Annotated in this window: 12 protein-coding genes; 7 read left to right on the forward strand and 5 right to left on the reverse strand. The window is 67.4% G+C overall.

Annotated features, from left to right (window positions below; translation table 11 throughout):
• The first annotated feature begins 126 nt into the window (after nucleotides 1-126).
• The 6 genes from tkt to ACKY0W_RS11995 are packed head-to-tail and all read left to right on the forward strand — an operon-like array spanning nucleotide 127 to nucleotide 6,984.
• Entirely contained in the window at nucleotides 127-2,226 is a 2,100-nt protein-coding gene (gene tkt, locus ACKY0W_RS11970) for a transketolase (RefSeq protein ID WP_409434235.1), read from the forward strand.
• A gap of 33 nt (nucleotides 2,227-2,259) precedes the next feature.
• Nucleotides 2,260-3,372, forward strand: coding sequence for a transaldolase (gene tal, locus ACKY0W_RS11975; protein ID WP_409434236.1), 1,113 nt, complete (start codon nucleotides 2,260-2,262; stop codon nucleotides 3,370-3,372).
• A gap of 4 nt (nucleotides 3,373-3,376) precedes the next feature.
• Nucleotides 3,377-4,933: a glucose-6-phosphate dehydrogenase gene (gene zwf / locus ACKY0W_RS11980; RefSeq protein ID WP_409434237.1), complete on the forward strand. Its 1,557-nt coding sequence runs from the start codon at nucleotides 3,377-3,379 to the stop codon at nucleotides 4,931-4,933.
• Between the two features lies 1 nt (nucleotide 4,934).
• The gene (gene opcA, locus ACKY0W_RS11985) at nucleotides 4,935-5,846 is read left to right on the forward strand and encodes a glucose-6-phosphate dehydrogenase assembly protein OpcA (protein WP_409434238.1); all 912 of its coding nucleotides are present in this window, start codon (nucleotides 4,935-4,937) and stop codon (nucleotides 5,844-5,846) included.
• Nucleotides 5,843-6,586 (forward strand): 6-phosphogluconolactonase, encoded by a 744-nt coding sequence (gene pgl / locus ACKY0W_RS11990; protein WP_409434239.1) that lies wholly within the window; start codon nucleotides 5,843-5,845, stop codon nucleotides 6,584-6,586. The genes opcA and pgl overlap by 4 nt, the downstream gene beginning before the upstream one ends.
• Entirely contained in the window at nucleotides 6,586-6,984 is a 399-nt protein-coding gene (locus tag ACKY0W_RS11995) for an ATPase (RefSeq protein ID WP_406781446.1), read from the forward strand. Before pgl ends, ACKY0W_RS11995 begins: the two co-directional genes overlap by 1 nt.
• 130 nt (nucleotides 6,985-7,114) lie before the next feature.
• Here ACKY0W_RS11995 and secG read toward each other — a convergent pair whose 3' ends face one another.
• Genes secG through gap form a run of 4 tightly spaced genes read right to left on the reverse strand, consistent with a single transcriptional unit; the run spans nucleotide 7,115 to nucleotide 10,439 of the window.
• A complete protein-coding gene (gene secG / locus ACKY0W_RS12000; RefSeq protein WP_308483296.1) occupies nucleotides 7,115-7,348 on the reverse strand; it encodes a preprotein translocase subunit SecG in 234 nt (77 codons plus the stop codon).
• A 43-nt stretch (nucleotides 7,349-7,391) separates the two neighbouring features.
• Entirely contained in the window at nucleotides 7,392-8,177 is a 786-nt protein-coding gene (gene tpiA, locus ACKY0W_RS12005; RefSeq protein WP_046283014.1) for a triose-phosphate isomerase, read from the reverse strand.
• Complete coding sequence (locus ACKY0W_RS12010; protein ID WP_409434240.1) at nucleotides 8,174-9,409, reverse strand: phosphoglycerate kinase; 1,236 nt, start codon at nucleotides 9,407-9,409, stop codon at nucleotides 8,174-8,176. Before ACKY0W_RS12010 ends, tpiA begins: the two co-directional genes overlap by 4 nt.
• Nucleotides 9,410-9,416: 7 nt before the next feature.
• Nucleotides 9,417-10,439, reverse strand: coding sequence for a type I glyceraldehyde-3-phosphate dehydrogenase (gap, locus tag ACKY0W_RS12015; protein WP_406781444.1), 1,023 nt, complete (start codon nucleotides 10,437-10,439; stop codon nucleotides 9,417-9,419).
• A 114-nt stretch (nucleotides 10,440-10,553) separates the two neighbouring features.
• On the opposite strand from gap, the gene ACKY0W_RS12020 reads away from it, so the two are divergent.
• Nucleotides 10,554-10,958: an STAS/SEC14 domain-containing protein gene (locus ACKY0W_RS12020; protein WP_409434241.1), complete on the forward strand. Its 405-nt coding sequence runs from the start codon at nucleotides 10,554-10,556 to the stop codon at nucleotides 10,956-10,958.
• Between the two features lie 50 nt (nucleotides 10,959-11,008).
• Here the strand turns inward: ACKY0W_RS12020 and ACKY0W_RS12025 are convergent, their stop codons facing one another.
• Complete coding sequence (locus ACKY0W_RS12025; protein WP_409434242.1) at nucleotides 11,009-12,787, reverse strand: DUF3556 domain-containing protein; 1,779 nt, start codon at nucleotides 12,785-12,787, stop codon at nucleotides 11,009-11,011.
• Between the last annotated feature and the right edge of the window lie 21 nt (nucleotides 12,788-12,808).

Raw genomic sequence — 12,808 nt, forward strand, 5'->3', positions numbered from 1 at the left:
CGCAGGGTCAATTCACGGCGAATCCACACGGCGACCGGACCTGCAACACTGCACATGCCCGCATTAGGGTGAGAATCAGCCCGGCTTGTTTTGAAGACCTATCTCGAAGATGAGGACCCGACGTTCGTGACCACTGCTGCAGAGATCTCCGCTCTTACCCAACCGCACCACCCCGCAGACTGGGCCGAGATCGACTCCACCGCAGTCGACACCGCCCGGGTGCTGGCGGCTGACGCGGTGCAGAAGGTCGGCAACGGCCACCCGGGAACCGCGATGAGCTTGGCGCCACTGGCCTACACGCTGTTTCAGCGGGTGATGCGCCACGACCCCTCCGACACCGAATGGCTGGGCCGCGACCGGTTCGTGCTGTCCTGTGGACACTCCAGCCTGACCCTGTACATCCAGCTCTACCTGGGCGGTTTCGGACTGGAGCTGGCCGACATCGAGGCACTGCGCACCTGGGGTTCCAAGACCCCGGGCCATCCGGAGTTCCGCCACACCAAGGGTGTGGAGATCACCACCGGCCCGCTCGGTCAGGGCCTGGCCTCGGCGGTCGGCATGGCGATGGCCGCACGATACGAGCGCGGGCTGTTCGACCCCGACACCGCGCCTGGCGAGAGCCCGTTCGACCACTTCGTCTACGTGATCGCCTCCGACGGCGACATCCAGGAGGGCGTCACCAGTGAGGCCTCCTCGCTGGCCGGCGTTCAGCAGCTGGGCAACCTCATCGTGTTCTACGACCACAACAAGATCTCCATCGAGGACGACACCGCGATCGCACTCTGCGAGGACACCGCGGCCCGCTACCGGTCCTACGGCTGGCACGTCCAGGAGGTCGAGGGCGGCGAGAACGTGTCCGGCATCGAGGAGGCGATCGCGGCGGCGAAGGCCGTCACCGACAAGCCGTCGTTCATCTCGCTGCGCACGATCATCGGCTACCCGTCCCCGGGCAAGATGAACACCGGTGCCATCCATGGCTCGGCGCTCGGCGGCGACGAGGTGGCCGCCACCAAGACCGCGCTCGGGTTCGACCCGGACAAGGCATTCGACGTCCGCGAAGACGTGATCACCCACACCCGCGGGCTGGTGGCGCGCGGCAAGCAGGCCCACGCCGACTGGCAGGCGCAGTTCGAATCGTGGGCAGCCCGCGAGCCGGAACGCAAGGCGCTGCTGGACCGCCTGCTCGCCGGTGAACTGCCCGACGGCTGGGACGCCGAGCTGCCGCACTGGGAGCCCGGATCCAAGGCCGTTGCCACGCGCGCCGCTTCCGGCAAGGTGCTCAACGCGGTGGGCGCGAAGCTTCCCGAATTGTGGGGCGGCTCAGCCGATCTGGCGGGCAGCAACAACACGACGATGGACGGCGTGAAGTCGTTCGGACCGGCGTCGATCTCCACCGGCGAGTACACCGCCGACCCCTACGGCCGCACCCTGCACTTCGGCATCCGTGAGCACGCGATGGGCTCGATCCTGTCCGGGATCGTGCTGCACGGGCCCACCCGCGCCTACGGCGGCACGTTCCTGCAGTTCTCCGACTACATGCGGCCCGCGGTGCGTTTGGCGGCGCTGATGGACATCGACCCGATCTACGTGTGGACGCACGACTCGATCGGGCTCGGCGAAGACGGTCCGACGCACCAGCCGATCGAGCACTTGGCGGCATTGCGGGCCATCCCCCGGCTGTCGGTGGTACGCCCGGCGGACGCCAACGAGACGGCCTACGCGTGGCGCACCGTACTGGCCCGCGGGGCCAGCAGCGGGCCGGTCGGACTGATCCTGACCCGGCAGAATGTGCCGATCCTCGAGGGCACCGACGCCGAAGGCGTCGCACGCGGAGGCTACGTGCTGGGCGGCCTCGACGCCGCCGGTGCCGACGACCCCGACGTGGTGCTGATCGCCACCGGCTCGGAGGTGCAGCTCGCGGTCGAGGCGCAGAAACTCTTGGCGGCCCAGGACATCAACGCCCGCGTGGTGTCGATGACGTGTCTGGAGTGGTTCGAATCGCAGCCGGCCGACTACCGCGACGCGGTGTTGCCGCCGTCGGTGTCCGCTCGGGTGGCGGTTGAAGCCGGTATCGCACAGTGCTGGCACAAGATCGTCGGCGACACCGGCGAGATCGTGTCGATCGAGCGCTACGGCGAATCCGCCGACTACCAAACGCTGTTCCGTGAGTTCGGTCTGACCGCGGAGGCCGTCGTCGCCGCAGCGACGAGAACCCTGGAAAACTGACGTCAATCGAATCCGATTGAGAAGGAGCGCAACATGACTCAGAACCCGAAGCTTGCCGCTCTGAGCGCCGCTGGCGTGTCGGTGTGGCTTGATGACTTGTCCCGCGACCGGCTGACGTCGGGCAACCTGGCCGAGCTCGTTGCCACCCGCAGCGTGGTCGGGGTGACCACCAACCCGACCATCTTCCAGAAGGCGCTGGAGAAGGGCCATGCCTACGACAAGCAGCTGGCCGAGCTGGCCGCTCGCGGCGCCGACGTGGACGCGGTGATCCGCACCGTCACCACCGACGACGTCCGCAACGCCTGCGACGTGCTCGCTGCGGCGTGGGAGGCTACCGACGGCGTGGACGGGCGGGTATCGATCGAGGTCGATCCGCGTCTGGCTCATGACACCGACAAGACCGTGGCCCAGGCCGTCGAACTGTGGAAGATCGTCGACCGGCCGAACCTGTTCATCAAGATTCCGGCCACCAAGGCGGGCCTGCCGGCCATCACGGCGGTACTGGCCGAAGGGATTTCGGTCAACGTCACGCTGATCTTCTCCGTCGAGCGGCACCGCGAGGTGATGGACGCCTACCTGGCCGGCCTACAGGCCGCCAAGGCCGCCGGGCATGACCTGGCCAAGATCCACTCGGTGGCGTCGTTCTTCGTGTCCCGGGTGGACACCGAGATCGATGCCCGGCTGGAGAAGATCGGCTCGGGAGAGGCCCTGGCGCTGCGCGGCAAGGCCGGTCTCGCCAACGCCCGGCTGGCCTACGCCGCCTACGAAGAGGTCTTCGGCGGCCAGCGCTTCGCCGCCCTGGCGGCCGACGGTGCCCGGGTACAGCGCCCGTTGTGGGCGTCCACCGGGGTCAAGAACCCGGACTATCCGGACACCCTGTACGTCACCGAACTGGTTGCGGCGCACACCGTCAACACCATGCCCGAACCGACGCTGGACGCCGTCGCCGACCACGGGGACATCACCGGCGACACCATAGCCGGAACCGCGTCGGCATCCCAGCAGGTCTTCGACCAACTCGCCGCGGTGGGCATCGACCTGACCGACGTGTTCGTGGTGCTGGAGAACGAGGGCGTCGAGAAGTTCGAGGCGTCCTGGGGCGAACTGCTGGACGCCACGGCAACACAGCTCGAAGAGGCCAAGTGATCTGATGGCCAGCGCCGGGGCAGCGCGAAACACCCCCTCGGGGTGGCAGAACCCGCTGCGAGACAAGCGAGACAAACGCCTGCCCCGCATCGCCGGCCCCTGCGGCGTGGTGATTTTCGGGGTCACCGGCGACCTGGCCCGGCGCAAGCTCATGCCGGCCATCTACGACCTGGCCAACCGCGGGTTGCTGCCGGCGACCTTTGCGCTGGTCGGGTTCGCCCGCCGGGACTGGGCGGACGAGGACTTCGCCGACGTGGTCTACCAGGCCGTCAAAGAGCACGCCCGGACCCCGTTCCGTCAGGTGGTGTGGGACCGGCTGGCGTCCGGATTCCGTTTCGTCACCGGCACATTCGATGACGACGAGGCTTTCGCCCGGTTGGCAAAGACCCTCGAGGACCTCGACGCCGAGCGCGGCACCGGCGGCAATCACGCCTTCTACCTGTCGATCCCGCCCGGCGCTTTCCCGGTGGTCTGCGAGAAGCTGCACTCCACCGGACTGGCCCGGCCGCGCGATGGCCGGTGGAGCCGGGTGGTGATCGAGAAGCCGTTCGGTCACGACCTGACCAGTGCGGTCGAACTCAACGGCGTGGTCAACAGCGTGTTCCCCGAGGAGTCGGTGTTCCGGATCGACCACTACCTGGGCAAGGAGACGGTCCAGAACATCCTGGCGCTGCGCTTCGCCAACCAGCTGTTCGACCCGATCTGGAACGCCCACTACGTCGACCATGTGCAGATCACCATGGCCGAAGACATCGGCTTGGGCGGGCGAGCCGGCTACTACGACGGCATCGGCGCGGCCCGGGACGTGATCCAGAACCATCTGCTGCAGTTGCTGGCGCTCACCGCGATGGAGGAGCCGGTGAACTTCTCCCCCGCCGAACTGCAGGCCGAGAAGATCAAGGTGCTCTCGGCGACCCGGCTGGCGCAGCCACTGGATGAGACCACCTCCCGCGGCCAGTATGCCGCCGGGTGGCAGGGCGGCGAGCACGTCGTGGGCCTGCTCGACGAGGAGGGGTTCGCCCACGATTCGCGGACCGAGACCTTTGCGGCGATCACCCTGGAGGTCGACACGAGGCGTTGGGCCGGCGTGCCGTTCTACCTGCGCACCGGCAAGCGCCTGGGGCGGCGGGTCACCGAGATCGCGCTGGTGTTCAAGCGCGCACCGCACCTGCCGTTCGACGACACCATGACCGACGAACTGGGCAAGAACGCGCTGGTGATCCGGGTGCAGCCCGACGAGGGAATCACGCTGCGGTTCGGGTCCAAGGTGCCCGGGCACCTGATGGAGGTCCGCGACGTCAACATGGACTTCTCCTACGGATCGACCTTCTCCGAGGATTCGCCGGAGGCCTACGAGCGTCTGATCTTGGACGTGCTGTTGGGTGAGCCGTCGTTGTTCCCGGTCAACGCCGAGGTCGAATTGTCTTGGGAGATACTCGATCCGGTGCTGGAGAACTGGGCCGAGCACGGCAAGCCCGAACCGTATGTGGCCGGGAGTTGGGGGCCGCAGTCGGCGTTCGAGATGCTGGAGCGTTCCGGCCGGGAATGGCGGAGGCCCTGACGTGATCATCGAGCTGCCGAACACCACCACCACCGCGATCAACAAGAAGCTCAACGCGATCCGTGAGCAGGTCGGTGCGGCGACCACGGGCCGGGTGCTGACGCTGATCATCGCATTGGAAACTGATGCCCTGCTCGATGAATCCATCGCGGCGGCCAACATCGCCAGCCAGGAACACCCGAGCCGGGTGATCGCGGTGGTCAGCGGAGACCCCGATGCCGGTGAGTCCCGATTGGATGCCGAAGTGCGGATGTTCGGCGACGCCGGCGCCAGTGAGGTGGTGGTACTCCGGCTGTACGGCCCGCTGGCCGGACACGCCGACGCCGTCGTCGTACCCTTCTTGCTGCCCGACATCCCGGTGGTCGCGTGGTGGCCCGACGTCGCACCGGCGGCACCGGCCACCGACCCGCTGGGGGCGCTGGCGTTGCGGCGGATCACCGACGCCACCAATGCCCCCGATCCGCGGGCAGCGATCAACAGTCGCCGCGACGGCTACACCGCCGGCGACACCGACCTGTCATGGAGTCGCATCACCTATTGGCGGGCCCTGCTCGCCTCCGCGCTCGATCAGCCGCCGTACGAGCCGATTCGCTCGGCGGTGGTCTCCGGGCTGGCCACCGAGCCGGCCCTGGACATCCTGGCCGGATGGCTGGCCAGTCGCATCGACGGCCCGGTGCGACGCGCGGTCGGCGAACTGAAGATCGAACTGACGCGCGACAGTGAGACCGTGGCGCTGAGCCGGCCGCAGGAGGGGGTCACCGCCACCTTGAGCCGCACGGGGAAGCCCGCGGGCCTGGTGCCGCTGCCTCGCCGGGTGACCGCGGAGTGCCTGGCGGAAGATCTGCGCCGCCTGGATCCCGACGTCATATACGGCGCCGCGCTGACGGGCCTGGAAGAAGTGGAGTACCTGTGATCGTTGCGACCTATCCCGACGCCGACGCACTGGTCGCCGCCGCCGGTGATCGGCTGGCCGACGCCGTCGAGTCGGCCATCGCCGCCCGGGGGCGGGCCTTGGTGGTGCTGACCGGCGGCGGCAACGGCATCGCGCTGCTGCATCGCCTCGGCGAGCATGCCGCGCGGATCGACTGGACAAAGGTGCATCTGTTCTTCGGTGACGACCGCTTCGTTCCGGCCTCCGACGCCGACCGCAACGACAAGCAGGCACGCGAAGTGCTGTTGGGCCGCATCGAGATCCCGGCCGCCAATGTGCACGCCATGCCGGCCAGCGACGGTGAATACGGCGACGACCTCGACGCCGCCGCGCAGGGCTACCAGGAAGTACTGGCGGCCAACGCCGAACCGGGCCAGCCCGCGCCCGATTTCGACGTGCACCTGCTGGGCATGGGTGCCGAGGGCCACATCAACTCGCTGTTTCCCGACACCGCGGCGGTCCAGGAGACCACCCGACTGGTGGTCGGGGTGCCCGATTCGCCCAAGCCTCCCCCGCGCCGAATCACCCTGACACTGCCCGCGATCCGGCGCTCCCGGGAGGTGTGGCTGGTGGTGGCCGGGGAGTCCAAGGCCGAGGCGGTCGCCGCCGCTGTCGCCGGCGCCGACCCGGTCGCGGTGCCCGCCGCCGGTGCGACCGGGCGCGAGCAGACGGTGTGGCTGCTCGACGAGGCGGCGGCCGCGCGGTTGCCCGCCACGTCATAATGAGCGCTATGGCAGACAGAAACTCGGGTACCGGCACGGAACGCAAGCGGCTCAAGACCTTGGCTCAGGCGGCGCTGAACGCCGACGTGACGGTCGGGCAACTCGAGGATGTGCTCGGCGGGCTGGGTAACACCATGAATGAACTCAACAGCTCATTGGCGAATCTCAACTCCACCATCGAACGCCTCGGCGGCGGTCTGGACCATCTTGAGGAGACCATGGCGGGCCTGGATGATCTGGCCCGTCGCCTGGTCACGCTGATCGAGCCGGTGGAGGCCATCGTCAACCGGATCGACTACCTGGTCGAAGTCGGCGAGACGGCCATGTCCCCGCTGGCGGCGACCGAGAATGCGGTGCGCGGCATGTTCAACGCGATGCGTAACCGGGTGGTGCGTTGAGCCAGAGTTGGGCTGGTTGAGCCGGGGTTGAGCTGGTTGAGCCGCGAGATTGCACTGACGCAGGAAAATCCGAGGGAAAACCTGCATCAATGCAATCTCGGGGACAGCCGCGTGAGCCGGCTCGTCCGGCTTACTGGTATTTGATGAGCAGGCCGACGGCGATGATGGAGATCAGCCAGATGGCGATGACGAAATAGGTCAGCCGGTCCAGGTTCTTCTCGACCACCGTCGAGCCGGACAGGCTGGACTGCACGCCGCCGCCGAACAGGGTCGACAGGCCGCCGCCCTTGGCGCGGTGCAGCAGCACCAGCAGAATCACCAGCAGGCTGGTGATCACCAAGAGAATCTGCAGCGTCAAGATCATGTCGATACCCTACCGTTCGCCCTGGACCGGCCCGGGCGCCGGGTCAAGGGAGGGGCCCGCCGGCGGCCAGCGCCGCCAGCATCGCGAACTGCTCGCCATCGAGCGAGGCTCCGCCGACCAGGCCGCCGTCCACGTCGGGCTGACCGATCAGTTCGCCGACGTTCTTGGCGTTGACCGAACCGCCGTAGAGCACCCGGACGGTGTCGGCGATCTTGGGCGAGGCGAGCTTGCCCAGTTCGGCGCGCACGGCCGCGCAGACCTCCTGCGCGTCGGCCGCACCGGCCACCCGGCCGGTGCCGATGGCCCATACCGGTTCATAGGCGATGACGCTCGCACCGATCTGCTCGGCGCTCAGTCCGGCCAGGGAGCCGCGCAACTGCTCCAGGCAGTGCTCGACGTGGCTGCCGGCCTCCCGGATCTCCAGGTGCTCGCCGATGCAGATGATCGGGGTCAGGCCGTGCTTGAGTGCGGCGGCGGCCTTTGCGGCGACCAGCGCGTCGTCCTCACCGTGGTAGCTGCGCCGTTCGGAGTGCCCGACGACGACGAAGGTGCAGCCCAGCTTGGCCAGGAACGCCCCGCTGACCTCGCCGGTGTAGGCGCCCGCGTCGTGCTGCGAGACGTCCTGGGCGCCGAAGGTCAGCCGTAGCTTGTCCCCATCGACCAGGGTCTGCACGCTGCGCAGGTCGGTGAACGGTGGCAGCACCGTGACGTCGACCTTGTCGAAGTACTTGTCCGGCAGCGCGAAAGCCACCTTCTGCACCAGGGCGATGGCCTCAAAGTGGTTGAGGTTCATCTTCCAGTTGCCGGCGATCAGCGGCTTACGACTCATGACGCTCCTCCGGTTTCCAAGACCTGCAGGCCCGGCAGTGCTTTGCCCTCAAGGTATTCCAAGGACGCCCCGCCGCCGGTGGAGATGTGCGAGAAACCGTCCTCCGGCAGACCCAGAGCCCGTACCGCCGCGGCAGAATCGCCCCCACCGACAACGCTGAACGCGCCCTTAGCCGTGGCCTCCGCGATCGCCTCGGCCACTCCCCTGGTGCCGGCCGCAAACGCCGGGAATTCGAACACGCCCATCGGGCCGTTCCAGAAGATGGTCTTGGCGTTGGACAGCAGTGCGGCGAACCGCTCCACCGAACCCGGGCCGATGTCCAGGCCCATCTTGCCGTCCGGAATGGCGTCCGCAGCGACGATCTCGCCGGTGGCGGCGGCGTCGAACTTCTCGGCGACGACGATGTCCACCGGCAGCCGCAGCACGTCGGCGTAGTCATCCAGCAGTTGCCGACAGATGTCCACCATGTCGGCCTCCAGCAGCGAGGTCCCGACCTGAAGGCCTTGGGCGGCCAGGAAGGTGAAGCACATACCGCCGCCGATCACGATGGAATCGGCCTTGGTCGCCAGCGACTTGATCACGCCCAGCTTGTCGGAGACCTTGGACCCGCCCAGCACCACGGCGTAGGGCCGCTCGGTGGACTCGGTCAGCTGCTGCAGTACCTGGATCTCGGCCGCGACCAGGGTCCCGGCGTACGACGGCAGCAACGTGGCGATGTCGTAGACCGAGGCCTGCTCGCGGTGCACCACACCGAATCCGTCGGAGACGAACGCCCCCGGCGAGCCATCGGGCGCGGCGACCAGCTCGGCCAGCGCCCGGGCCAGAGCCAAACGCTCGTTGTCGTCCTTGCTGGTCTCCCGCGGGTCGAAGCGGATGTTCTCCAGCAGCAGCACGTCGCCGTCGGTCAGGCCCTCGGCGCGGGCCAGGGCGTCGGTGCCGACCACGTCACCGGCCAGCTGGACGTGCCGGCCCAACTGCTCGCCGAGCGCGGCCGCGACCGGCGCCAGCGACAGCTTGGGGTCGGCGCCGTCCTTGGGGCGGCCCAGGTGGGCGGTCACCACGACCTTGGCGCCGGCGTCGACCAGCGCACGCAGCGTGGGCACCGATGCGGTGATCCGGCCCAGGTCGGTGATCTTTCCATCGTCGAGCGGGACGTTCAGGTCGGAGCGCACCAGCACGCCCCGACCCGAAACACCCTCGGCGATCAGGTCTTCGACTGACTTGACGGCCACGATCGCGTTACAGCGACTTGCCGACGAGGGCGATCAGGTCGACCAGACGGTTGGAGTAACCCCACTCGTTGTCGTACCAGGAGACCACCTTGGCCTGGTTGTCGATGACCTTGGTCAGGCCGGAGTCGTACAGCGACGAGTGCGGGTCGGTGACGATGTCGCTCGACACGATCGGGGCGTCGTAGTACTTCAGGATGCCCTTCATCGGCCCCTCGGCGGCGGCCTTCATGGCGGCGTTGATGTCAGCGACCGACGCCGACTTGGCCAGCTCTGCGGTCAGGTCGGTGACCGAGCCGGTGGGGATCGGCACCCGCAGCGCGTAACCGTCCAGCTTGCCCTTCAGCTCGGGAAGCACCAGGCCGATCGCCTTGGCGGCGCCGGTACCGGTGGGCACGATGTTGACCGCGGCGGCGCGGGCGCGACGCAGGTCGCTGTGCGGGCCGTCCTGCAGGTTCTGGTCCTGGGTGTAGGCGTGGATGGTGGTCATCAGGCCCTTGACGATGCCGAACTCGTCGTTGAGAACCTTGGCCAGCGGGCCGAGGCAGTTCGTGGTGCACGAGGCGTTGGAGATGATGTTCTGGCTGCCGTCGTACTTGTCGTCGTTGACGCCCAGCACGATGGTGATGTCCTCATCGGTGGCCGGCGCGGAGATGATGACCTTCTTGGCGCCCGCGTCCAGGTGGCCCTTGGCCTTGGCGGCGTTGGTGAAGATACCGGTGGACTCGACGACGACGTCGACGCCCAGGTCACCCCAGGGCAGGGCCGCCGGGCCTTCCTTGACCTCGAGGGCCTTGATCTTGGTGTTGCCGACGACGATCGTGTCGTCGCCTTCGAGGCTGACGTCGTGGGGCAGCCGGCCCAGGATCGAGTCGAACTTCAGCAGGTGCGCCAGGCTGGCGTTGTCGGTCAGGTCGTTGACCGCGACGATCTCGATGTCGGTGTTGTTGCCCAGGGCTTTCTGTGCGTCCAATGCCCTGAAGAAGTTGCGCCCGATGCGGCCGAAGCCGTTCACGCCTACCCGGACCGTCACTGGTCTCTCCTCGTGTCACTCAATGTTTGATGTACGCCGACAGCCAGCCTAGTGGGCACCGTTTCGCGACCGCACGGGCCCTGACCAGTTGCCGGAGGTAGCGTGGCGCGGGGGGTGATTCTTGTGCTCAAACAACTCACCGACCGCACCGCCTCCATCGACGTTCTCGAAGCCGTCGGGACCGTGACGGCCGACGATTACCGACGAGTGTTTGCGCCACTGGTTGAGCAAGCGCGTACTTCGGGACGCCGAATACGGCTGCTCTACCAATTCGGTCCGGACTTCGCGCGCATCACGCCGGGAGCGCTGTGGGCCGACACCCGGCTGGGTTTGACCTACGCGCAACTGCTGGAAGGTTGCGCGGTGGTCAGCGACATCGGCTGGATCGCGACGCCTGCCCGCGCATCGGCGAGTACATGCCCTGTCCGGTCCGGGTATACCCGGACCGGCAGCGCGACGCTGCGGTCACTTGGCTCACATCACTTCCGGAGTGCCCTCCTGTGTCGATCGGCGCGATGACGAAGGCCTACCTCGGTGGCGTGGCAGCTGCAGTCGCGAGCCTGGGCCCACTAATTTTCTCGCGACTCAATCACCCCGGGGGCTAGCCGCCGCGGCGCCCCCTGTGACGTGATCCGGACGGGGAGCTCGTCGCCGGGTTCGGGCCACGGCTGGCGGCTGAGCATGTCGGCAACCGCCACATAACCGGCTTCGATCAGCCCGGATTTGGCGTCGACAATCCGGTAGGCCTGCTCTTTGCGATGGATGGGTTGGCCTTCGAGCACGATCAGCCGCAGGTCCCCCTCGGCGAAGTGGCAGCGACGCTGCACGGCCGCGAGCAGCTGCTCGTTGTGCAGGTGGCCTTCACCGAAGTTCCACCCGATCAGCGGACCGGCGATGATCTCGCCGTCGCGGATGTTGTAGTCGGTCACGTCGTCCACCGCTCGGGGCAGTAGTCCGTTCAGCGCCCGGCCTTGCAGGTGCATGGCACGGAATGCCCCCGGGACTTTGTCGGCGACCAGATCGGCGGTGGCCTGGTCGTAGAACTTCGCCAACTGGTTGATGACCAGTGCCGAGCTCTTGACCACATTGGCCTCCACGATGTCCTCGGTACCGGCGCGGAAGCACCAGAAACTCGCCGCCCAGTTTCCGGCGTAATAGCGCATGGCCGGAAGGAACGAAATCTGCTGCGGAAACATGTTTCCGGCGACCGGAATCGCGATCAGGCCGGCGAACAGGATGGCCGCCAACAGCGGCGACCGCAGATCGTAGACGCTGACTTCGGGGTGCTGTCCGAACAGGAAGAACAGGGAGAAGAGAAAGAACACGTTCCATTCCAACGGGACTCCCATCGGGAGGTTGGACAGGATGTTGAGGTGGAAGATCACCATGAAGGCGATCAGGAACCACCGCCACGGGTGATCTCCGGCGACGAGCACCAGCAGCGCCGGCACGACGAATTCGGCCGTGGTGCCACCGACGTGTGCCATCAGCTGCGGTATTCGGGTGGGCCGCAGGTCGTTGATGTGATCGCGGTACATCAGGTGCTTGAGGCCGGTGAAGATCCTCGAGCGCAGCAGGGCGTTGTTGCTCGTCATCACCGCAACCACATAGGGAAAATGGTGGTTGAGCTTGGATGTGGCCGCACCCCACCACAACCCGAGGATGATGAGCTTGAACGCGGCCATCTGGTCGACGTAGGGAAAGAAGAAGACGAGCAGCGTCAGACCGTAGTGCTCGGCGCGGGCGGCCAGGAAGATCGTCTTGTCCCGCAGGCCCAGCAGAACCAGGGCGACGATCATCGGCACCACCAGCATCGGGTCGAGCAGGCCCGCCGGGCCAGGGTCGCCCTGCCCACCTGACAGCAACGCCCAGATTCCGGAGCCCAGCACCGCGGCATACAGCGCGACGTCGATCACGGTGCGGGTGTCGCCGCGGGTGAACGGGACCTTGCCGGGCCACGGCGGCAACCGGATTGTGTTGGGCCGCAACCAGTACAGGATGCCGCCGATGGGCGGCCAGAACCGCGCGGTCAGTGGACCGGAGCCGCAGCCCAGGCCCAGAATCTCGAACAGCAGGCTGAAGACGACAAGCTTCTGATAGACGATCGGCTGCGTCCACCAATCGGCGATGCGGCCGAGCTCGCCCAGGCCCGGCGTCAGCGCGATGACCGCCGCAGCGCCCACGACGTAGGCCGCGATCTTGAGCAGGTAGATCAGGTAGACCCCCGACGGGGTGCCGAAGCCCTGTTCGGCCCAGTGCCTGCTGCAGACCTGGATCCGGGTCGCCCAACCGGTGGCGCGCCACGTTTCGGGGTCGACGTCGGGAACCGACGGTTTGATGAACCCCATAGTGTCCTCACTCCCTGCGTG

Source organism: Mycobacterium sp. SMC-14, from assembly GCF_046250075.1.
In the GTDB taxonomy this organism is placed as follows: Bacteria; Actinomycetota; Actinomycetes; order Mycobacteriales; family Mycobacteriaceae; genus Mycobacterium.

Bases quoted from the DNA above. Each gene is read 5' to 3' on its own strand.
- tal (WP_409434236.1), top strand. From the start codon at position 2,260: ATGACTCAGAACCCGAAGCTTGCCGCTCTGAGCGCCGCTGGCGTGTCG.
- secG (WP_308483296.1), bottom strand. From the start codon at position 7,348: ATGATCTTGACGCTGCAGATTCTCTTGGTGATCACCAGCCTGCTGGTG.
- ACKY0W_RS12025 (WP_409434242.1), bottom strand. From the start codon at position 12,787: ATGGGGTTCATCAAACCGTCGGTTCCCGACGTCGACCCCGAAACGTGG.
- ACKY0W_RS11995 (WP_406781446.1), top strand. From the start codon at position 6,586: ATGAGCGCTATGGCAGACAGAAACTCGGGTACCGGCACGGAACGCAAG.
- zwf (WP_409434237.1), top strand. From the start codon at position 3,377: ATGGCCAGCGCCGGGGCAGCGCGAAACACCCCCTCGGGGTGGCAGAAC.
- tpiA (WP_046283014.1), bottom strand. From the start codon at position 8,177: ATGAGTCGTAAGCCGCTGATCGCCGGCAACTGGAAGATGAACCTCAAC.